Annotated in this window: 17 protein-coding genes; 9 read left to right on the forward strand and 8 right to left on the reverse strand. The window is 74.1% G+C overall.

Annotated elements, in window-relative coordinates:
* Positions 1-54: 54 nt before the first annotated feature.
* Positions 55-1,386 carry an MFS transporter gene (locus ABZ449_RS13115; RefSeq protein WP_360344822.1) on the reverse strand — a complete coding sequence of 444 codons (1,332 nt, stop codon included), beginning with the start codon at positions 1,384-1,386 and terminating at the stop codon, positions 55-57.
* A 156-nt stretch (positions 1,387-1,542) separates the two neighbouring features.
* On the opposite strand from ABZ449_RS13115, the gene ABZ449_RS13120 reads away from it, so the two are divergent.
* Positions 1,543-2,301: a TetR/AcrR family transcriptional regulator C-terminal domain-containing protein gene (locus ABZ449_RS13120; protein ID WP_360344824.1), complete on the forward strand. Its 759-nt coding sequence runs from the start codon at positions 1,543-1,545 to the stop codon at positions 2,299-2,301.
* Positions 2,302-2,305: 4 nt separating this feature from the next.
* On the forward strand, positions 2,306-2,818 hold the full coding sequence (locus tag ABZ449_RS13125; protein WP_360344826.1) for an isochorismatase family protein: 513 nt from the start codon (positions 2,306-2,308) through the stop codon (positions 2,816-2,818).
* Positions 2,819-2,881: 63 nt separating this feature from the next.
* Here ABZ449_RS13125 and murQ read toward each other — a convergent pair whose 3' ends face one another.
* From murQ to ABZ449_RS13140, 3 genes are all read right to left on the reverse strand, one after another.
* Positions 2,882-3,787 carry an N-acetylmuramic acid 6-phosphate etherase gene (murQ, locus tag ABZ449_RS13130; RefSeq protein ID WP_360344828.1) on the reverse strand — a complete coding sequence of 302 codons (906 nt, stop codon included), beginning with the start codon at positions 3,785-3,787 and terminating at the stop codon, positions 2,882-2,884.
* A gap of 434 nt (positions 3,788-4,221) precedes the next feature.
* Positions 4,222-4,902, reverse strand: a complete 681-nt coding sequence (locus ABZ449_RS13135) for a DUF6445 family protein (RefSeq protein ID WP_360344830.1) — start codon at positions 4,900-4,902, stop codon at positions 4,222-4,224.
* Between the two features lie 138 nt (positions 4,903-5,040).
* Positions 5,041-5,688, reverse strand: coding sequence for a TetR/AcrR family transcriptional regulator (locus ABZ449_RS13140; protein ID WP_360344832.1), 648 nt, complete (start codon positions 5,686-5,688; stop codon positions 5,041-5,043).
* Between the two features lie 197 nt (positions 5,689-5,885).
* On the opposite strand from ABZ449_RS13140, the gene ABZ449_RS13145 reads away from it, so the two are divergent.
* Both ABZ449_RS13145 and mca read left to right on the forward strand, forming a co-directional pair.
* Positions 5,886-7,331 carry an MDR family MFS transporter gene (locus ABZ449_RS13145; protein WP_360344834.1) on the forward strand — a complete coding sequence of 482 codons (1,446 nt, stop codon included), beginning with the start codon at positions 5,886-5,888 and terminating at the stop codon, positions 7,329-7,331.
* Between the two features lie 44 nt (positions 7,332-7,375).
* Complete coding sequence (mca, locus tag ABZ449_RS13150; RefSeq protein WP_360344836.1) at positions 7,376-8,281, forward strand: mycothiol conjugate amidase Mca; 906 nt, start codon at positions 7,376-7,378, stop codon at positions 8,279-8,281.
* Positions 8,282-8,284: 3 nt separating this feature from the next.
* Here the strand turns inward: mca and ABZ449_RS13155 are convergent, their stop codons facing one another.
* The gene (locus tag ABZ449_RS13155; protein WP_360344838.1) at positions 8,285-9,025 is read right to left on the reverse strand and encodes a helix-turn-helix domain-containing protein; all 741 of its coding nucleotides are present in this window, start codon (positions 9,023-9,025) and stop codon (positions 8,285-8,287) included.
* Between the two features lie 101 nt (positions 9,026-9,126).
* A complete protein-coding gene (locus ABZ449_RS13160; protein WP_360344840.1) occupies positions 9,127-10,146 on the reverse strand; it encodes a ScbA/BarX family gamma-butyrolactone biosynthesis protein in 1,020 nt (339 codons plus the stop codon).
* A 449-nt stretch (positions 10,147-10,595) separates the two neighbouring features.
* On the opposite strand from ABZ449_RS13160, the gene ABZ449_RS13165 reads away from it, so the two are divergent.
* The gene (locus tag ABZ449_RS13165) at positions 10,596-11,315 is read left to right on the forward strand and encodes a ScbR family autoregulator-binding transcription factor (RefSeq protein ID WP_360344842.1); all 720 of its coding nucleotides are present in this window, start codon (positions 10,596-10,598) and stop codon (positions 11,313-11,315) included.
* 254 nt (positions 11,316-11,569) lie between these two features.
* On the opposite strand, the gene ABZ449_RS13170 is transcribed toward ABZ449_RS13165, so the two are convergent.
* Positions 11,570-12,289 carry a TioE family transcriptional regulator gene (locus ABZ449_RS13170; protein WP_360344844.1) on the reverse strand — a complete coding sequence of 240 codons (720 nt, stop codon included), beginning with the start codon at positions 12,287-12,289 and terminating at the stop codon, positions 11,570-11,572.
* A 166-nt stretch (positions 12,290-12,455) separates the two neighbouring features.
* Here ABZ449_RS13170 and ABZ449_RS13175 point away from each other — a divergent pair, with 166 nt between their 5' ends.
* Positions 12,456-13,628, forward strand: a complete 1,173-nt coding sequence (locus ABZ449_RS13175) for an erythromycin esterase family protein (protein ID WP_360344846.1) — start codon at positions 12,456-12,458, stop codon at positions 13,626-13,628.
* Here ABZ449_RS13175 and ABZ449_RS13180 read toward each other — a convergent pair.
* Positions 13,523-14,212 (reverse strand): LysR family transcriptional regulator substrate-binding protein, encoded by a 690-nt coding sequence (locus ABZ449_RS13180; protein ID WP_360344877.1) that lies wholly within the window; start codon positions 14,210-14,212, stop codon positions 13,523-13,525. The two genes, ABZ449_RS13175 and ABZ449_RS13180, sit on opposite strands and share 106 nt — an antisense overlap.
* Positions 14,213-14,259: 47 nt before the next feature.
* Between ABZ449_RS13180 and ABZ449_RS13185 the strand changes: the two genes are divergently transcribed.
* From ABZ449_RS13185 to ABZ449_RS13195, 3 genes are all read left to right on the forward strand, one after another.
* Positions 14,260-15,438, forward strand: coding sequence for a PP2C family protein-serine/threonine phosphatase (locus ABZ449_RS13185; RefSeq protein ID WP_360344848.1), 1,179 nt, complete (start codon positions 14,260-14,262; stop codon positions 15,436-15,438).
* A gap of 448 nt (positions 15,439-15,886) precedes the next feature.
* On the forward strand, positions 15,887-17,218 hold the full coding sequence (locus tag ABZ449_RS13190) for an MFS transporter (RefSeq protein WP_360344850.1): 1,332 nt from the start codon (positions 15,887-15,889) through the stop codon (positions 17,216-17,218).
* Between the two features lie 157 nt (positions 17,219-17,375).
* Positions 17,376-18,689, forward strand: coding sequence for a non-ribosomal peptide synthetase (locus ABZ449_RS13195; protein WP_360344852.1), 1,314 nt, complete (start codon positions 17,376-17,378; stop codon positions 18,687-18,689).
* The last annotated feature ends 213 nt before the right edge of the window (positions 18,690-18,902 follow it).

The following is an 18,902-nucleotide window of genomic DNA, read 5'->3' on the forward strand; positions in this document are numbered from 1 at the left end:
GGTCCCTGGGGTGAGGCCGGTGCGGTTGCCGGTGCGGCTGGGGCGTGGGGCGCGTCACGGGGTGGGCTCCGCCGTGGCCGGCTCGGTGCGGTGCGCCCGCTGGTCGTAGCGCCAGAGCGCCGGGACCGCGGCGGACAGGACGGCCGAGCTGCCGAGGCAGAGCAGGCCGCCGGTGCGCAGGGCCGCCCGGATGCCCTGGCGGGCGGCGAGCCCGCCGGCCCGCAGGTCGCCCAGGGCCGGCCCGGCGGAGCCGATCAGCATCTCCAACCCGGCCGCGCGGCCCCGGAGTTCGTCCGGAATGGACTGGTTCCAGATGGCGCTGCGGAAGGTGTCGCCGATCCAGTGGGCGCCGCCCGCGACGGTCAGGCAGAGCAGGACGGCCCACAGGCCCGGGGCGAACGCGGCCGCCGCCGTCGCCGCGCCGACCAGGGCGGCGGAGAGCAGGACCAGTCGGCCGTGCCGGTGGACCCGCTCCGCCCACCCGCCGGTCGCGGCGGCGGTCAGGCTGCCGACCGCGCCGGCCGAGTAGAGCAGGCCGAGCGCCCAGGTGGCGTCCAACTCCGCGGCCAGGAAAGGGAAGAGCGCGGTGGGCAGGGCGAAGACGGTGGCCGCGAGATCGGCCAGATAGGTGCCGACCAGGTCGGGCCGCCGGGCCGCGTACCGGGCGCCGTCGAGGAACTCGGTGAGCTGCGGTGCCTCGGCGTCCCGCTCCGAGGGGACCGGCCGGACCCGGGCGAGCAGGGCGATCGAGAGCAGGAAGGTGCCCAGGTCCACCAGGTACGCCGCCGGGACGCCGGCGGTCGCGATCAGCAGGCCGGCCGCCGCCGGGGCCGCCACGCCGCCGATGCTCCAGCGCAGCGAGAGCAGGGCACCCGCTGCCACCAGCTGGTCCTGGGGCACCAGCCGGGGGATCATCGCCTCGACCGAAGGCTGCTGGATGCCCTGCAGCGCCGCCGCCACCCCGGCGGTGAGGTAGAGCGGCCAGACGGCGGGGGTGCCGAGCAGTGCATTGGCCAGCAGCAGAGCGCTGAGCGCGGCCAGCGCGACCTCGGTGACCAGGGCGACGGTGCGGCGGTCGGCACGGTCGGCGAGGACGCCGCCGTAGAGGCCGAACAGGACGGTGGGCACGAGTTCGGCGGCGCCGACCGCGCCCACGGCCAGCGGCGAGCCGGTGAGGTCGGCGATCTGGAGCGGGATCGCCGTCATGGTGAAGATCGAGCCGAGCAGGGTGACCGTGCCGGAGGTCCAGGTCAGCCGGAAGTCCCGGGAGGACCTCCAGGGCGCGGTGTTCGGCAGCAGCCGGGACCAGGAGCGGCGCGCTCCGGAGGTCGTGCTCGGTGTGGGGGCGGTGTTCGGCGCGGAGGGTGCGTGCGGTCCGGAGGTCATGAGGGGTGGGATCCCTTCGTGGCCGTCGGTGTCGTGACGGCTGTCCTTATCGCTGATAAATTCCAGCTCGGGAACTTATCGGCGATAAGGTGGCCTGGCAAGCGGATAACCGCCGGCAGTCGCCGACGACTGCCGGTATCCCAGGAGGTTGATCGGATGGCGCTGCAACGCGACGAGGTGGTGCGCACGGCATTGCGCCTGCTCAACGAGGAGGGCATCGACGGACTGACCACCCGTCGGCTCGCCCGTGAACTCGGCGTCCAGTCACCGGCGTTGTACTGGCACTTCAAGAGCAAGCGGGAGCTGCTCGACCTGATGGCCGAGGCGATGCTCGCCGAAGCCCTCCCGCCCGACCGTGAGCCGGACCCGGCGCACTGGCCCGAGTGGATCGCCACCGACGCCCGCGCCAAGCGCAACGCCCTGCTCGCGTACCGCGACGGCGCCCGGGTGCACGCCGGAACCCTGCCCACCGAGGACGAACTTCCGGCAGTCGAGGCCCAGTTGAGCGCCCTCTGCGGGGCAGGGCTGAAGCCGCGAACGGCGCTGCGACTGCTGTTGACCGTCGACCGGTACATCATGGGCTGGGTCACCGAGGAGCAGGCCTGGCGACAGGACGCCGAGGACCGCGAACGGCCGCCGTTCCCGGACGAGTCCCTGCGCGAACTGCCGTTGCTGCGCGAAGCGGTCGACGTGCTGCGGATGACCGACCACGACGCCGACTTCGAGTACGGGCTGCGGGTGCTGATCGAGGGGTTCCGGGCGGAGATCACGCGGGAGGCGGCGGAGGGCGCTCCGGCGTCGGGCCGGGATTCGAAGGCGGGCCGGGCGTCGGGGACGGGTCGGGCGTCGGCGTCGGGCCGGGATTCGCAGGGGGGCCGGGCTTCGGGGGAGCAGTCGTCCGATGGGCTAGCGTGACCCCATGACCACCCTCGAAGCCCGCAGCACGGCCCTGGTCCTGATCGACCTGATGGACCGGATCGTCGCCAACCCGCTCGCGCCGCGCACCGGTTCGGAGGTGGTGAAGGCCTCGCTGGAGCTGGCCCGGGAGTTCCGGTCGGCGGGCGCGCTCGTCGTCGCGGTGCGGGTCGAGCGTCCGAACGTCACCGAGCAGCCGCCCGGGAGCGAGCTGCTCGCGGAGGTCGCGGCGGCGGCCGACGAGGTCGTGGTGAAGCGCACCATCGGGGCCTTCCAGGGCACCGGCCTGGACGAGCTGCTCCGGGCGCGGGGCGTGGAGACCGTGGTGTTCGCCGGGATCGCGACCAACCTCGGCGTGGAGTCGAGCGCCCGGGCCGCCGGCGACCACGGATACCGGCTGGTGTTCGTCGAGGACGCGATGGCCGCGCTCTCGGCGGAGGAGCACCGGGCGTCGGTGGAGCTGGACTTCCCGCGCCTCGGCGAGGTCGTCGCGGCGGCGGACGTGCGGGTGGGGTGAGCGGGAGGCCCTGGCGTGGCTGGACGAGGCGGGGCTGCTAGGGCGGAGGTGAGGCGGGGGCTGCTACGCCCGGGCGAGGCGGAGGGCTTCGCGCAGCCGCCCGTCCGAGGCCGTGAGCAGGCGGGCGGCGGTGGGGGCGTCCACGTCCGCGAGCAGGGAGAGGATCGCGTCCTTGACCCGGCCGCCGGTCACGGTCAGGGCGCGGTCGACCGCGCCCTCGTCGGCGCCGGTCGCCTCGGCGACGATCCGTCGGGCGCGGTCGCGCAGCTTGTCGTTGGTGGCGCGGAGATCGACCATCAGATTTCCGTACGTCCGGCCGAGCCGGACCATCACGGCCGTGGAGAGCAGGTTCAGCACCAGCTTCTGCGCCGTGCCCGCCTTGAGCCGGGTCGATCCGGCCAGCACCTCCGGGCCGACCTCCACCTCGATGCCCAGCTCGGCCGCGGCCGCGAGCGCCGAGCCACGGTTGCACGCCAGTCCGACCGTCAGCGCCCCGGCCGCCCGCGCGACGCGGACGGCGGCCAGCGGGTACGGGGTACGTCCGGACGCGGAGACGCCCACCAGGGTGTCGGCGGGGGTGAGGGCGAGGGCGGCCACGTCGGCCTCGGCGAGGTCGGTGCGGTCCTCGGAGCCCTCGGCCGCGGCGGTGACGGCCGAGCGCCCGCCCGCGATCAGGCCGACGACCAGCGCCGGATCGGTGCCGAAGGTCGGCGGGCACTCGACGGCGTCCAGCACACCGAGTCGCCCGGCCGTCCCCGCCCCGGCGTAGACCAGCCGACCACCACGCGCCATTCTGGCGGCCACCGCATCGACCACGGCGGCGATCCGCTCCAGTTCCCCGGCGACGGCGGCGGGAACCGTGCGGTCCTCGGCGTTCATCAGGCGCAGCAGCTCGACCGTGGGCAGCTGGTCGATCGCGGCCCAGTCGGGGCGGACGGTCTCGGTCGTGGGCACGGCGTCACGACTCATGCGCCCGCCTCGCTTCGCTCGCTGATGTGCACACCTTGCTCGGCGGGGGCTTTCGCCCGCGCGCACCCCTCCACGACTCTCCCCCAACCTTCGGACGGGGAGACCCCCGTGCTTCGCTCGCTCATGCGGCGAGCTTCCCCGGGTGAGGGGCATCCGAATCGGGGCAACCGGGGAGGGATGGAGGTGATGGCCGTGGAACCGGCCGTTGCCGGACTGCCGGACCGGTTCGGCCACACCTCCCGCGGGGTCCGGACGATCGGACTGCCTGGCGAACCGGACTGCTTGGCGAACCGGAGGGACTGGCGGTGCCGGTCCGGCCGGGGGACCCGGACGGGTTGGCGGCGGCGCTGATCAGGGCGAGCCTGGCGCACGTGGGGGTCGGGTGAGCGCCGGACGCTCCGGAGGGCGCCTGTCCGGTCGGGCCGTCCGCCGGGTCAGGCCATCCAGAAGAAGACGGCCGTCATCCGCCGCTCGGCCAGGTCGGTGCCGTAGTAGCCGGTGGCGCTGTGGATCAGGTTGGCGTGGTAGAGGAGCAGCTGGTTGTAGCGGTTGGGGACGCGGACGTCCTCGGTGAAGTGGTCGGCCGGCACGTGGCGGGTGCCGAGTGCCTCGACCAGGTTGTTGTGCGGGGCGTTGACCAGGTTGCCGCCGAGGCGGCCGCCGGGGAACTGCTGGCGGTAGAAGCTGGTGCCGGCGTCCTTGGGGGCGCCGGGGCTGAGGTAGAGCACGGCGGCGTAGCGGCAGAGCGCGCGGGAGTCGGTGTGCGGGCGGGACTCCGACTCTCCGGCGCCGACGACCTGGACGCAGTTGTGGTTGAGCGTGCCACCGCCCGGGGTGCTCTGCACCCAGAGCCGGGAGGCGCCGGTGGCCTTGCGGACCAGCGACTCGACCCGGGCCAGTTCCGAGGGTTCCAGACCCGGCATGGTGCGCAGTCCGGGCCAGGTCTCGGGGCGGTGCGGGTAGCCCTCGGTCCAGTCCCCCCGGGCCAGGCAGCGCTCCCGGACGGCGTCCGGGTCCGGCAGCACGTTGTCCAGGACCCAGTAGTCCCTTCCGCGGGTGGGCTTGCGGTAGGGCAGGACCGGCAGCACGGTGGGCCTGATGGGCTGTGAGGGCATGGGCCGACCATAGAGGCGATGATCGTCAACCTTCTGCCGTGAGCAGGTCAACCTTTCGTCAAGCGTGCCCTGGCCTGGCCAGGTCCGGTCTGGGAGCAGCGGGGGCAGAGCCGCGGCCCGGTGCGGTGCTCGGGAGTCTCAGGCTTCCAGTGCGGCGAAGTTCCCGAGGGCGCCCTCCAGGCGGTCGTAGGCCTGGACCGCGGACGGGCGGACCGCGGCGGCGATCGCCGCCTGCTCCTCGCCGGCCAGGGTGCGGCGGAACACTTCGGCGAACACCGCCCGGTCGACGGCGGCGAGCAGCGCGGCGGCGACCCGGCACTCGAAGCCGACGGGTATCTCGTGTACCGCCTCGGCCAGCGCCTCGGCGAGTGCCGTCTCGCTCTGCTCCTGCAGTTCGCGCAGCCGGGCGCCGAGCGCGGGGCTGTCGAAGACGGTGCGGGCGAAGGCCGGGCCGGAGAAGCCGAGCCGGGCGTCGTGCCGGTCGAGGCCGGCGAGGCAGTCGCGGCGCAGTGCGGCGAGCGCGGACTCGCCCGGCGCGCGCTCGGCGACGGCTGCGGCGAGCCGGAGGACGAGCTCCTCGTGCAGGTCGAAGAAGAGGTCCTCCTTGCGCGGGAAGTGGTTGGTGACGGTCATCTTGGCGACGCCCGCGGCGGCCGCGACCTCGGCGATGGTCGTGCGGTCGAAGCCCCGCTCGATGAAGAGTCTGGTCGCGGCGTGCGAGATCGCCTCACGGGTGCGGCGCTTGTTGAGCTCGCGCAGGTTCGGAGTCGTCCCGGTATCGGTCATGCCGGGGAGCCTAGCGCACGAAGCTGGGTCGAGCACAGAAATTAGATTTGACCCAATCGGTGGGTCCGTCCTAAGTTCTTCTCGGGCGGCCGGAGCGGCCGCCGGGGTGAGCGACCGAGAGTGCGCCGGACGAGCGTCGGAACGACCGCACGAGGCTCCGGGGGCCGCTCGCCCAAGGGGCGACCAGGGGAGGGCGCATGACCACATCCGTCACCGGCAAGGGCCGGCCGACAGGAGTCCGGGACGGGGAGCCGGAGGCGATCCCGCCGGGCCTGTGGAAGATGGGCGGGGTGCTCGCCCTGGGGCCGGTGCTCGCGCTGCTGGACAGCACGATCGTCAACGTCGGCATCGACTCCGTCGGCCGCGATCTGCACAGCTCGATCGCGACGGTGCAGTGGGTGGCCACGGGGTACCTGCTGGCGATCTCGCTGACCATGCCGCTCTCGGGTTGGGCCGCCGGTCGCTTCGGGGGGCGGCGGGCGTGGCTCGCCTCGGTCGTCCTGTTCGTGCTCGGGTCGGCGCTGTGCGGCCTGGCCTGGTCGACGGGCAGTCTGATCGCCTTCCGAGTGCTGCAGGGGATCGGCGGCGGGATGATTCAACCGCTCGGCCAGGCGATCATCATACAAGCGGCTGGGCCGTCCAGGGTCGGTCGGGTGATGGGAACGCTGATGCTTCCGATCAGCCTGGCCCCGGTTCTGGGGCCGATCCTCGGCGGGCTGGTGCTGGAGCACTTCGACTGGCGTTGGATGTTCCTGCTGAACGTGCCGGTCGGGCTGTTGATCCTGCTGCTCGCCGCCCGCTGGCTGCCGGCTGACGAGGCGTCGGACGCGCCGAAGCCCCGGCTGGACGTGACCGGCCTGGCGCTGCTCTCGCCCGGCCTGACCGGGCTGGTCTACGGGCTCTCGACGATCGGTGAGGGTGCGACGGCCGGCTGGGTCGCCCTGGTGCTGGGGGCGGTGCTGGTCGCGGTCTACGGCTGGCACGCGCTGCGGGTGGGGCGTGAGGGCATCCGGACGCCGCTGATCGACCTGCGGCTGTTCGCCCGGCGCGGCTTCACGGTGGCGACGGCGAACAGCTTCCTGCAGGGCGCCGCGCTCTACAGCTCGATGTTCCTGGTGCCGCTCTACTACCAGCAGCTGCGGCACAGCAGCGCGGTGGAGGCCGGTCTGCTGCTGGCTCCGCAGGCCCTCGGGACGGCGGTCACCGCCATGGTGGCCGCCCGGTTGACCGACCGCGTCGCGCCGCGTCCGCTGGTCCTGATCGGCATCGCCTGCTCCCTGGTCGGCACGGTCGCGTTCACCCAGCTGGGCAGCGGCTCCGAGCCGGCCGGCTGGCTGATCGCCGGCTCGCTGGCACTGCGCGGCGCGGGCATGGGGATCATCGCGATCCCCGGGCTGGCAGCGGTGTACGGGAGCGTCGAGAAGGACCAGGTGCCGACGGCGGCGGGTGCCGTCAACGTACTGAACCGGGTGGGCGGGGCGCTCGGCACGGCGGTGCTGACGCTGGCGCTCCAGCAGGCGCAGGGCAGGCACCCGGGCCAGCCGGGCGCGGCCTTCGGCGAGACCTTCTGGTGGGTGCTGGCCCTGTCGGCGCTCGCCATCGCTCCGGCGCTGCTCTACCCGAACACCCGCCGGTCCGGTTGATCACCGCTCAGTCCTCCCCATCACCCAAGGACCTGGAGGTACCCGTGTCCACCCGTCACCCCGAAGGCCTTCGCCTGCTCAGCGTCCACGCGCACCCCGACGACGAGTCCAGCAAGGGAGCGGCCACCCTCGCCCGGTACGCGGCCGAGGGCGTGGACGTCCTGGTCGCCACCTGCACCGGCGGCGAGCGCGGCTCGGTGCTCAACCCGGCCATGGACCGGCCCGAGGTCCGGGCCGACATCGCCCGCGTCCGGCGCGAGGAGATGGCGGCCGCCCGGGAGATCCTCGGTGTGCGCCAGCGGTTCCTCGGCTTCGTCGACTCCGGGATGCCTGGGCCGGACGAACGGCTCCCGGAGGGCTGCTTCGCCGCCGAGCCGGTGGAGAGCGCGGCGGCGCCGCTGGTCGCGCTGATCCGGGAGTTCCGCCCGCAGGTGGTGATCACCTACGACGAGACCGGCGGCTACCCGCACCCGGACCACGTGATGACCCACCAGGTCACGGTGGCGGCCGTCGAGGCCGCCGCCGACCCGGAGCGCCACCCCGGGCTGGGCGAGGCCTGGCAGGTGTCCAAGCTCTACTACCACCTGGCGCTCTCCCGGGCCTGGTTCCACGCCATGCACGAGGCCATGACGGAACGGGGAGTCCCCTCGGAGATGGGCGAGCTGCTCGCCGGCTGGCCCGACACCCCGCCGGCCCTGGCCACCACCACCCGGGTGGCCTGTGCCGAGCAGTTCCCCGTACGGGACGCGGCGATGCTGGCGCACGCCACCCAGGTCCAGCCGGGTGTGGCCTTCATGGCCCACCCTCGGGACATCGAGCGCGAGGTCTGGCCGACCGAGGACTACCACCTGGCCCGGAGCCTGGTGTCGGCGGCGGGTGCGGCGTCAGGGGACGGCGGGATAGAGACCGACCTGTTCGCCGGGCTACGGGGAGAGGTGGGTGCGGGATGACCTTCACGGTGGTGTGGCGGCGCGGGCCGTCGGATGGGCGAACCCGGGCCGGCGCGCGGCGGCCCGCCGGTGGGAGACGCGGCGGGCGGGCCCGGTGCGCAGAGCGCCCACCGGCTCGCGGCGCAACTCGCCCCGGCCTTGCAGGTAGAGAGCCTCGGGGACCGTCTCGTGGACCACGTGCGTCTGCGGCCGCTCGGGAAAGCTGTCTCGCAGAGCGTGGCAGAACTGTTCCGGGCTCCACCTGCGGTCCAGGCGGTCCTGGACGAAGTCCCGCAGCTCCGGGCAGAGGCCGATCGTGCCGGGCTTCGGGCGCGGCCGACAGGCATCCGCGCGGGCCCGGACGGTGTGTGGCCGATAGGGGCCGTTGCCCGGGTGCCGGTTTCGGCGGATCTCCCGGCTGATCGTGGACGGGCTTCGGCCCGGCTCGGCGGTGATGCCCCGCACGGTGGCCTTCTCGCGGAGCCGGTCGGCGATGTGGATCCGCTCGTCTTCGTGAAGGTGGCGCGCAGGGCCGGAAGGCGGCCCGGGCGCGGGAGCCGTGATCGGCGGTGCCCCGCCCGCATCAGTGCCGGACGGGGCGCGGCCGTGACCCCACCGCCGCCCCGTCCGATCGTTGATCCCGACGATCCGACACGCTTCCTCGTTGCCCGTGCCCTGCTGCATGAGCTGAGCGTCAGCACGCCGTTCCTCTGTCAGCGCCCGGCAGCCCCGGTTCACGGACCGGTCCCGGATCTCGAAGTCCATCGCTCCCCTTGAACCGGGCTGTTGCGACGATCTTCCAGAGCCCAGGGGAGGGTCCGGTGGGCCGTTCGGGTGGTGAGGTCGGTGCGCCGACGGTCGTCGGGTCAGCGGTGGTCCGGGTGGCCGGTGAGCACGGTGGTGAAGATCGGTTCGCCGTGCTGATGACCGGTCACGGTGGTGGTGAGGGCGTCCGGGTCCTCGCCGGGGGTGTACCGGGCGGTGATGGTGGTGGGTGTGTCGTGCTCGGCGTACCGGTGGAAGGTGGTGGCCGCGGCGGTCGGGGTGACGGTGACCGGGCTGCTCAGCGCGTTGGCGGCCTGCCGGGCGGCCTCCAACAGCACCATGCCGGGGATGTGGTCGTTGGTGTGGTCGAAAAGGATCGGGTGCCGGAAGTCGGGCGTGAGGAGCCAGCTGCCGGGGGTGTCGGTCGGGGTCAGGACGACGTCGCACGGGCGGAGCCGGCCGACCCGGGCCGGCGGGAGCGGAGCGGCGGTCATGATCGGTGCCGGCGGGTGCTCGGCGTCGTGGCGGCCCCGGCGCAGCCGCCGGTAGGCGGAGTCCGGGACGGTGGTGAAGCGGGCGTACCCGGTGGCGGCACGCTGGGTGCCCCGCTGGATGACGGTCTCCAGCGTGAAGTCGACCGTGGTGCCGGAACGGCGCGGCTGGGCGAGGAGCTGGACCTCCAGGGTGAGGTCGGTGGGCGTCGTGCCGATCAGCAGTCGGTGCGGCCGGGTGGTGTAGTCGAGGTTCCACATCATGAACTTGTGGTCGAGCGGTACGCCGAACCGGGTGTGGGCGAGGTAGAGGCCGGCTTGGCGGATCGTTTCAGCAGCTTGTATCGGGTCGTGCCGGGTGCCGTCCGGCGTAGTGAAGAAGGTGTGGGCCCGCGGCCATTGCGCGGTGACGGCGAAGACGGTGGTGGTCAGCTGTTGGCTGCCGGTGATGAAGACCTCGGCGTGGCAGGCGCGGTGGACGTACTCCTTGGCGACGGTGCTGGTCAGGCGAGGTGCCGGGGCTGCAGCGGTCGGGCCGGGGATCGTCCGCGAGTCTGTGCCGGTGCCGGTGCCGGTGCCGGTGGCGGTGGCGAGGGTGGAGGTGAGAGTGGGGTAGGTAAGCAGAGTCATAGGGAGCGCTCCGAAAGGCCGTGACGGGCGGGGTGGGCTGCTCAGGGCTCGTAAGATACGTACCTACCGGTTTGGTTTTCAAGAAGCCAGAGCGAAGGTTCGTCGGCGGCCGAGCGTGTTCGGTCGGGCACCGTGGGTGCATGTCGATTGTCGTCCGGGGATCAGGTTTGTCGAGTGGGCGTTGTTGACCTGCGGTGATGTCGGACGGATAGGTTGACAGGTTCATTATGATTCACTGCTCCTTCGTCGTCCGCCCGATGGCAAGTGGGAGTTTTTGCTCCGGTCGTGAGGGCCGGTGCGAGATGTCGGCCATCTGCCCGTCCCGTACCGTCTACGCGGTTTTGGTCCGCTCGAGGACGGCCCAGGCGGCCTGGGAAGCAAGGCTCCGCGCCGAGCTCGACGGGTAAGATACGGGGTGTTTGGTTTTGTTTGCCGAGCCTTTCGGGTGGGTGGTTGCGGTGGTGCGGCAGGAGCGGGCGGTCCGGACGCGTCGACTGATCCTGGAGGCGGCGGCGTCGGTCTTCGACGAGCACGGGTACGAGGGGGCGACGATCGGCGAGGTCGTGGCCCGCGCCGGGGTGACCCGCGGTGCGGTGTACTTCCACTTCGCGTCGAAGCGGGAGCTCGCCCAGGGGGTCGTGGATGAGCAGTTCGGCCGGGACGAGATCCCCGAACGGCACTGCAAGCTCCAGGAGTTCGTGGACCTCGGGATGGTGGTCGCCCATCTCATGCCACGCGACCCGGTGCTGAGCGCCGGCGCGCGGCTCTCCCTCGGCCAGGACGTGTTCGGCGACTTCAGTGGCGGTGCGGCGCCCGGCTGGATCCAGCGGGCCGAGAGCGTGCTGGAGACGGCGGGCCGGCGTGGTGAACTGCTGCCCCAGGTGGTGCCCGCCGAGACGGCCTGGCTGGTCACCGGGGCCTGGACCGGGGTGCAGATCCAGTCCCAGAAGATGTCCGGCCGGGCGGACCTGGAGCGCCGGATCGCCTCGCTGTACCAGCATGTGATGCCCAGTGTCGCGGTGCCCGGGGTGCTGGCCACGCTCGACCTCGCGGTGGACCGGGGAGCCCGGGTGGTCGCGGAGCTGGCGGCGTCCCGGGCGGCGGAGCCCGTCGCCGACGAGACGGCCGGGCGGGGTGCGGAGGAGGCGGCCGGGATCGGGTCCGCCTGAGTCGGGGCGTTCCGGGGTGTTCCGGGGCGGCGCTGGTGGGCCTCGGGCGAAGCGGTTCGAGATGGACCGGCAGTCCGGCGTTCCGCCCAGCGGGGATTGCTCGGGGGAGGAAGAAAACGGCGCGTTCGGTTTTGTATTGACAAACCGGCTGTCCTGTTTTTGGAGGGTCGCGTGTCGACCGGCCTTCCGGCGGGGTGACGGTTGCTGCTTCGGTGTCCGCGCGGATCACCCTGGGCCCTCGGGTGGCCTTGAGGTCAAACCGGTCGGGGCGTTCCGGTGCGCAGTGCCAGGTAGTCGTCGAGGCGGGCCGAGGCGGTGAGCATCAAGAGGCCCCGGGTGGTGAGGCGCTGCTGCCAGGCGTCGAGGGCGGCGGCCGGCTCACCGCTGCCGCCCGTCGTGCGGAGCTGCCGCAGCACGGTGGCGATGTGGTTCAGCAGGTAGCCGCCCCGGCGGAGCAGGTGGGCGAGTTCGGCGTCCCGGACGTCCGCGGGGAGGTAGCGGCGGTGGCCGGTGGCGCGGTCCCGGGCCGGGGTGAGGATGCCGGCGGCCTCCCAGGCCCGCAGGGTCGCGGGGGTGACGCCGAGCCGGTGCGCGACCTCGCCGACGGAGCGGTGGCCGGGTGGTGCGGGAAGCCCGGTTCCGGCGGTGGCGCCGCCGGTCAGGTGGCCGACGGCCTCGCGGACGGCGGCGAGGGTCTCTCGGTCGCGCAGCAACTGGGCGTGGCCCCGGTCGAGTTCGGTGAGGGCGTGGTCGAGCCGGTCGGCATGGACGGCGGTCATGACCGAGCCGGCGGTGGCGTACCCGTACGCCGGGACGAGGGTGAGGTAGGCGCGCAGGGCGGACGCGTGCAGCTCGGTGTAGATCCGGTACCCCGTGGGCGTGCGTTCGGCGGGCGGGAGGCAGCCGTCGCGCTCGTAGTTGCGGATCGCCTGGGTCGAGATGCCGTGCTCGCGGGCGAGGTCGGCGGGTCGCATGGTCGTCCGGTCGTCTCCCGTTCCGGGCCCGGGTGGGCGTTCGAAGCCGATCGATCCACCCCGGCCGTGCTGTCCGAGTTCGGGGCCGTTTGAGGCTTTCTGCGGCGGTTGAGCGGTGATAGCGGGAAAAGTCTCAACCGTTCCTTCAAGGATACGCTTGAGGTCCATGAACCAGGACATGGATGACCTCATCACCCCCGCCTGCGAGCTGCTGGGCCTCGGCGAGCCGACGCACCAGGAGCCGGCGTTCGGGCTGGTCCGCAACGAGCTGTTCGCCCGGCTGGTCGACCGGGGCTTCCGGTCGATCGCCCTGGAGACCGACCGGGTGGCCGCCTTCGCCGTGGACGCCTACGTCCGGGAGGGCGTCGGCACGCTCGACTCGGCGCTGAGGGAAGGCTTCACGCACGGGTTCGGGGAACTCGCTCCCAACCGCCGACTCGTCGCCTGGATGCGGGAGTTCAACCGGGACCGGTCGCCCGCCGAGCGGCTGGCCTTCCACGGCTTCGACATCCCGACCGAGAACACCAGCGCCCCCAGCCCGCGCGGCTACCTCGAACACGCCCGCGACTACCTGGGGTCGGACCTGGACGTCGCCGGCGTGGCGGGCGAGGACGAGCGCTGGAGCCATACGGAGGCGGTGATGGATCCGGCCCGGTCGCCGGGTGACAGCGCCGAGGCAGTGCGGCTGCGCTGCCTCGCGGACGACCTGCTCCTCCAACTCCACATGCGGGCACCGGAACTGATCGGATCGACCTCACCGGCCGCGTGGTACGAGGCCCGCGCCCGGCTGGCCGCCGGGATCGGGCTGCTGCGCTACCACGCCCAGTCGGCGGTCCGGGGCCGCACCCAGAGCGCCCGGATCAGCGCCCTGCTGGGCGTGCGGGACGCGCTGATGGCGCAGAACCTCCTCGACATCCGCGAGATCGAGGCCCGGCGCGGACCGACCCTGCTCTTCGCCCACAACCGGCACCTGCAGCACAACCCGAGCGCCTGGACGCTGGGCGAGCTGGACTGCCGGTGGACGGGAGCGGGCCACATCGTGGGCACGCTGTTGGGCGAGCGCTACGCCTTCGTCGCCGGGAGCCTGGGGCGCAGCGAGGCGCTCGGGCTCGCCGAGCCGGCGCCGGGGACGTACGAGGCCCACCTCCAGGGGCGCGGTGCGGCCTGGGAGTTGACGGACACCGCGTTGCCGGCCGATGCCCGTACCCGCACCGACATCCTCCCGCGGCAGGGCTACTTCCCGCTCGACCGGGAGGTGCTCGACGGCGCGGCCGCGCTGCTGCACATCGCCGACGGCGCGGCGGTGCCGGCCGGAGTCCGCGTGTCGACCGGAGCCTGAGTACCGGCCGGAGCCTGAGCACCGACCGGCCCGGGGTAGGCCTGCCGCAGGTGGGCCACCAGGGCGACGGTCGGCGGTGAGGAGGTCCGGTCGGCCGGCCAGGCGAGCGCGATCCGGACCCGGGGGACGGGACCGGTCAGCGGGCGCACCCGCAGACCGGGCAGCGGGCCCGGGTCCGGCAGCACGGCCACGCCCAGGCCGTGCGCGGCGAGTTCGGCCAGCTGCGGTGGGGCAGCCGCCTCGACGCCGACCGCCGGGTCAACGCCGGCCTCGGCCAGGGCGCACTCCAGCGCGGTGCGCAGACCGGTGCCGCGCGGGGTGCTCACCAGGGCGTGTCCGGCGAGCGCCGCGACCGGGAGCGCGTTCCGGCCGTGGCCGGCAGCCCCGGCGACGCTGCCCGAGCCGTCAGCGGAGCCAGGGCCAGGGCCAGGGGCAGGGCCAGGGGCAGGGCCAGGGCCGGATCCGGAGTTCGAGCCGTCCGTGGAGCGGATGGGGGTGGCGCCGGGGGTGGACGGGCGCGGCCGGAGAGCCCGAGGAAGGGCCGGGCGGCCGTCATGCGGGTTCCGGGGGGCCGTGACTACGATCGGAAGAAGCCCTTCCGGATGGTGGTGAGACGGAAGCCAGGTCGCCGATGGCCCCGAGGTCCGTGCAGTGGCCGCCGTACGTGCGGGTCGCGCCGTGGTTGCTGACCGCCGGCGGGCTGGTGTGGAACGCGCTGGACCCGACCGACTACTGGGGCGATCCGATGCTGGCGGCGGCCTCCGTGCTGGCGGGCGCGCTGCTGGCGCTGCGGGACACCGTCGCGGTCGGGGTGGCCAACGTCCTCGGGATCCTGCTGCTGTCCACCCAGGACGGGACGATCGGGACCGTGGCCGGCTTCCTGGAGCTGGGGAACACAGTGTTCGCGGCGTTGCTCGGAGTCGGGGTGAACCGCGTGGTGGCCCGGCACGGGCGGCGGCTGGCGCGGGTGCGGTCGGTGGCCGAGGCGGCGCAGCGGGCGGTGCTGCCGGAGCCGCCCGCGCGGGTGGGGCGGCTGTCGGTCGCGGCCTGTTACCGGGCCGCCCAGGACGAGGCGCTGATCGGCGGGGACGCGTACGCGCTGCAGGTCACCCCGTACGGCGTGCGCGGACTGATCGCCGACGTGCGGGGCAAGGGGCTGCACGCGGTCGGGGCGGTGTCGGTGCTGCTGGGCGCGTTCCGCGAGGACTCCCACCGGCTGCCGGACCTGGCCGCGCTCGCGGACGCGCTGGAGGACTCGCTGCTGCGGGAGAGCGAGCGGATGAGCGAGGAACTGCGGCTGGAGGGGTTCATCACCGCACTGCTGGTGGAGTTCCCGCCGGGGGAGGAGACCGTGCGCACGCTCGACTGCGGGCATCCCGGCCCGTACCTGCTGAGCCCGTACCCGGAAGGCGGGGTCGAGCCCCCGGTGCGCCGGCTGGACGCGGCGGACCCGGGGCTGCCGCTGGGGATGGGCGGACTGGGCGTGGCGCGTCCGGTGCCGGAGAGCCGGCCGTTCCCGGCCGGGTGCACGCTGCTGCTGGTGACGGACGGGGTCACCGAGGCCCGGGACGCGGCGGGGGAGTTCTACGAGCCGGCGCTCGGGCTGGCCCCGCTGGGGCCTTTCGCCCGGCCCGGTGAGGTGCTGGACGCGCTGGTCGCGGACGTCGAGCGGTGGACCGGCGGGCCCAGGGACGACGACATGGCGGTGCTGGCGATCACGCGCCGGGTGGAGGCGGGGCCGGAGCCGGGGTGGGAAGCGGAGGCGGGGCCGGAGCCGGAGCCGGGGACAGGGGCACCGACGGGCGGCTGACGCGCGGCGTCCGGCCGGTCGGGTGGGCGGGCGGGCGTCCGGCCACGCGGATGGTCGTTCGGCCGGGTGGGTCCGCAGGTGGCCCGTATCCGCCCGGTCACCCCGTTTACGGCTCGCTACGGTCACGCGGATATCACGATGAGGTGACGGTCGGACCACACTCCATGGAATCCGGCCAAGTTGAGCGCGATCGTCCGGTGGCTGGAAAGGCAGCGTCCGGATACCGGACATGGATCTGGACGGGAGAGTCCGGAGGTGATCAGGGTGCCCGTCGGCCCGTGCCCCCAAGGTCGACGGGCGCCGCGGGCGGCGCGGCGGCAGGGGAAGCCGCCGTAAGGAGCGCGCAAGGGCCGGCCCGGGGAGTGGCGGGATTCGGCCGACCTCCGGTTCGTCCGGAAACGAACCTGGTGGTTGCCCCGTGTCGAAGAGGTGACCGAGAGTCGCACTGATGAACGAGAAGCCCAGACCCCGCCAGGCCCGTCTGCTCGGCCACCGCGATTTCCGGCTCCTGCTGACCGGAGCCGCGGCGGCCCAGACGGGCAGTCAGGTCACCCTGGTCGCCCTTCCCTTGGTGGCCGTGATGGTGCTCGACGCCACGCCGTTCGAGGTCGGTCTGCTGACCGCCGCCGAGACCGCCGCCTTCCTGCTCGTCGGCCTCCCGGCGGGCGCCTGGCTGGACCGGATGCGCAAGCTGCCGGTGCTGATCAGGGCCGACGTGGTGCGGTGCCTGGCCGTGGGGTCGATCCCGCCGGCCGCCGCGTTCGGGGTGCTGACCATGCCGCAGCTCTACCTGGTGGCCCTGGTCACCGGGGTGGCGACGGTGTTCTTCGACGTCGCCCACCAGTCCTTCCTGCCCGCCGTCCTGCCGCGCGAGCAACTGGTCGGCGGCAACGGGGCCCTGGAGACGGTCCGGTCCTCGGCGCAGATCGCCGGGCCGGGCCTCGGCGGCGGGCTGGTCCAGCTGCTCGGGGCGCCGATCGCCATCGTGGCCGACGCCTGTGGGTACCTCGCCTCCGCGCTGCTGCTCGGCCGGATCAAGGTGGAGGAGCCGCGGCCCGAACCCGAGCCGGGGCGCTCGCTGCGCGCCGAGGTCGGGGAGGGCGTGCGGTTCGTGCTCGGTCACCCGCTGCTGCGGGCGATCGCGACCGCCACCGCCACGTCCAACCTGTTCTCCGCCGTGCTGGCCGCCGTGCAGACGGTGTTCTGGGTGCGGGTGCTCGACCTGTCGCCCGGCGCCATCGGCGTGCTGCTGTCGGTCTCCGCCATCGGCGGACTGGCCGGCGCGCTGTGCGCCGGGCAGCTCGCCCGGTGGATCGGACAGGCCCGGCTGATCTGGCTGTCCACGGTCGTCACGGCACCGTTCGCGCTGCTCTGGCCGCTGTCCGGCGGGGGCGCGGGCGTGGTGCTGTTCGGCCTGGCCTCCGGGGTGGTGCTGTTCGGCGCGGTGGCCTACAACGTCGCCCAGGTGAGCTTCCGGCAGAGCGTCTGCCCGCCGGAGCTGCTCGGCCGGATGAACGCCACCATGCGCTTCCTGGTGTGGGGCACCCTGCCGATCGGCGCGCTGATCGGCGGTCTGGTCGCCGACGCGGCCGGGCCGCGCACCGCGCTCTGGCTCTGCGCCGTCGGCTTCCTGCTGGTGCCGCTGCCGCTGCTGCTCTCCCCGCTGCGGCGGATGCGCGAGCTGCCGGCGGCCCCCGACCGTACGGCCGGGCAGGACGAGGGTGCGGGCGCCGAGGACACCGCCGACGAGGAGAGCGCCGTGAGCCCCGGCGCGTCCTGACCGGCCCGCCCGCCCGTAGCTCCCACCCGATCCCCGCCCCTGCTTCCCGCCCTCCTCCCCGCACCCGATCCCCGCACCACCGGGCCTCAGCAAGGCCCGGCCGATCCCCTGACCGATCCCCGACCCGAGCCGCGACCGGAAACCGGAGACCGTTCCCGTGCACGCCAGCATCACCGCCGCCTACCTCGCCCGGTACCGCTCCGCCGCCGCCGAATCCCCGGTGGAGCTGCTCCCGCTGACCGGCGCCCAGCGGCGCTTCCTGATCACCCGCCGGCTCACGCCGCAGAGCCGCACCGATGTCGTCCCGCTGTTCTTCGCCTACCCGCGCGGCACCCTCGACCTGGGCCGGCTGGCCCGTGCCGCGGCCGCGGTGGCCGCCCACCACCCGGCGCTGTGCGGCGGATTCGCGACCGTGCGCGGCACACCCGTGCTGCGCACCGGCGGGCCCTCGGCCGAGGCCGCCCGGATCGCCGTCGCCCCCGGCGGCGCCGCCCGGGCCGCGCTGCGCGAGGCCCTGCTGGACTGGCCCGCCGACGGACCCGCGCTGCGCCTGCTGGTGGCCGCGGACCCGGACGGGGACGAGGAACTGCTCGCCGTCGCACTGGACCACGCTGCCTGCGACGAGCAGTCGCTCGGCGTGCTGACCGCCGAACTGAGCGCCGCGTACGAGCAGGACGAGCCGCCGGCGGACGGGCCCGCCCCCCGGGCGCTGGCCGACTACCGGCAGGCCGTCGAACTGCAGCTCGCCGCCGAGGACACCGCCGGCGGCCCGGCCGCCCAGGCTCACTGGGGCCGCCGGCTGGGCGGTCTGACCGGGGCGGGCGGCGGCACGGCGACGTCCACCGGCATGCTCACCGAGCGGCTGCCCGCCGCCGAGGGCGCCGCCCGCGGCGCCGTCTTCCCGTCCCTGCTGGACGCGGTCGGCTCGGCTCTGCACCGGCTGCACCGGGCAGCGGGAACCGCCCGGCCGGATACCGGTGGAGCGCCGCTCGCGCTCGGCTATCCGTGGGGCGGACGGCCGGCGGACGCACCCGCGGCGCTCGGCTGCTTCCTCAACACCCTGGTGCACCCGGCGACTTCGGGCCCGGCCGCGGACCTGGACGCCCTCGCGGACGCCTGGTGGGACGACCTCGACCACGCCGGCACCCCCTTCGACGAGGTGGTCCGCGCAGCCCGCACCGCCGGGGCCCCGTGGTCGGGAGCCCTGGACGCCCTGCTCACCATGGAGGACCTGCACCGCCGCCCACCGCTGGTGCTCGGCGGCGTCCCCGGCCGGGAGATCCACCTGGACGGGCGCCCGCTCGCCGCACCGCTGGCCGTCTCCGCCTCGCACGGCGACGACCTGCTGATCCGCCTGGCCTGGGACCGCGACCGCTTCCCCGAGGCCGACGCCAGGGCCGCCTTCGGTGAACTGCTCGCCGTGCTGCGACACCACCTGCACACCCGGCCGATCCCGGCCCCGCAGGCCTGACCACGCCCACCAGGCCGAGCCCACCGGACCGAACTCACCTGGCCGAGCTCACCTGACCGCGCGCCCGCATGCCCCACCCGCGGGCCCCGAACCGCCACGACCGATCCGTCACGACGAATCCACCACACCCGTCCACGCGCGTCCGACACGCCGCCCGACGGGACCTCCGGGCCCGGCCGCACCTCACCCCGGTGCGGCCCGGCCCGCCGGCCG

The sequence above is a fragment of the Kitasatospora sp. NPDC005856 genome, assembly GCF_040629945.1.
Taxonomy (GTDB): Bacteria; Actinomycetota; Actinomycetes; order Streptomycetales; family Streptomycetaceae; genus Kitasatospora.

Excerpts from the sequence above, each read along its gene's own strand:
- ABZ449_RS13115 (WP_360344822.1), bottom strand. The coding sequence starts at position 1,386 with ATGACCTCCGGACCGCACGCACCCTCCGCGCCGAACACCGCCCCCACA.
- ABZ449_RS13120 (WP_360344824.1), top strand. The coding sequence starts at position 1,543 with ATGGCGCTGCAACGCGACGAGGTGGTGCGCACGGCATTGCGCCTGCTC.
- ABZ449_RS13125 (WP_360344826.1), top strand. The coding sequence starts at position 2,306 with ATGACCACCCTCGAAGCCCGCAGCACGGCCCTGGTCCTGATCGACCTG.
- murQ (WP_360344828.1), bottom strand. The coding sequence starts at position 3,787 with ATGAGTCGTGACGCCGTGCCCACGACCGAGACCGTCCGCCCCGACTGG.
- ABZ449_RS13135 (WP_360344830.1), bottom strand. The coding sequence starts at position 4,902 with ATGCCCTCACAGCCCATCAGGCCCACCGTGCTGCCGGTCCTGCCCTAC.
- ABZ449_RS13140 (WP_360344832.1), bottom strand. The coding sequence starts at position 5,688 with ATGACCGATACCGGGACGACTCCGAACCTGCGCGAGCTCAACAAGCGC.
- ABZ449_RS13145 (WP_360344834.1), top strand. The coding sequence starts at position 5,886 with ATGACCACATCCGTCACCGGCAAGGGCCGGCCGACAGGAGTCCGGGAC.
- ABZ449_RS13155 (WP_360344838.1), bottom strand. The coding sequence starts at position 9,025 with ATGGACTTCGAGATCCGGGACCGGTCCGTGAACCGGGGCTGCCGGGCG.
- ABZ449_RS13160 (WP_360344840.1), bottom strand. The coding sequence starts at position 10,146 with ATGACTCTGCTTACCTACCCCACTCTCACCTCCACCCTCGCCACCGCC.
- ABZ449_RS13170 (WP_360344844.1), bottom strand. The coding sequence starts at position 12,289 with ATGCGACCCGCCGACCTCGCCCGCGAGCACGGCATCTCGACCCAGGCG.
- ABZ449_RS13175 (WP_360344846.1), top strand. The coding sequence starts at position 12,456 with ATGAACCAGGACATGGATGACCTCATCACCCCCGCCTGCGAGCTGCTG.
- ABZ449_RS13185 (WP_360344848.1), top strand. The coding sequence starts at position 14,260 with ATGGCCCCGAGGTCCGTGCAGTGGCCGCCGTACGTGCGGGTCGCGCCG.
- ABZ449_RS13190 (WP_360344850.1), top strand. The coding sequence starts at position 15,887 with ATGAACGAGAAGCCCAGACCCCGCCAGGCCCGTCTGCTCGGCCACCGC.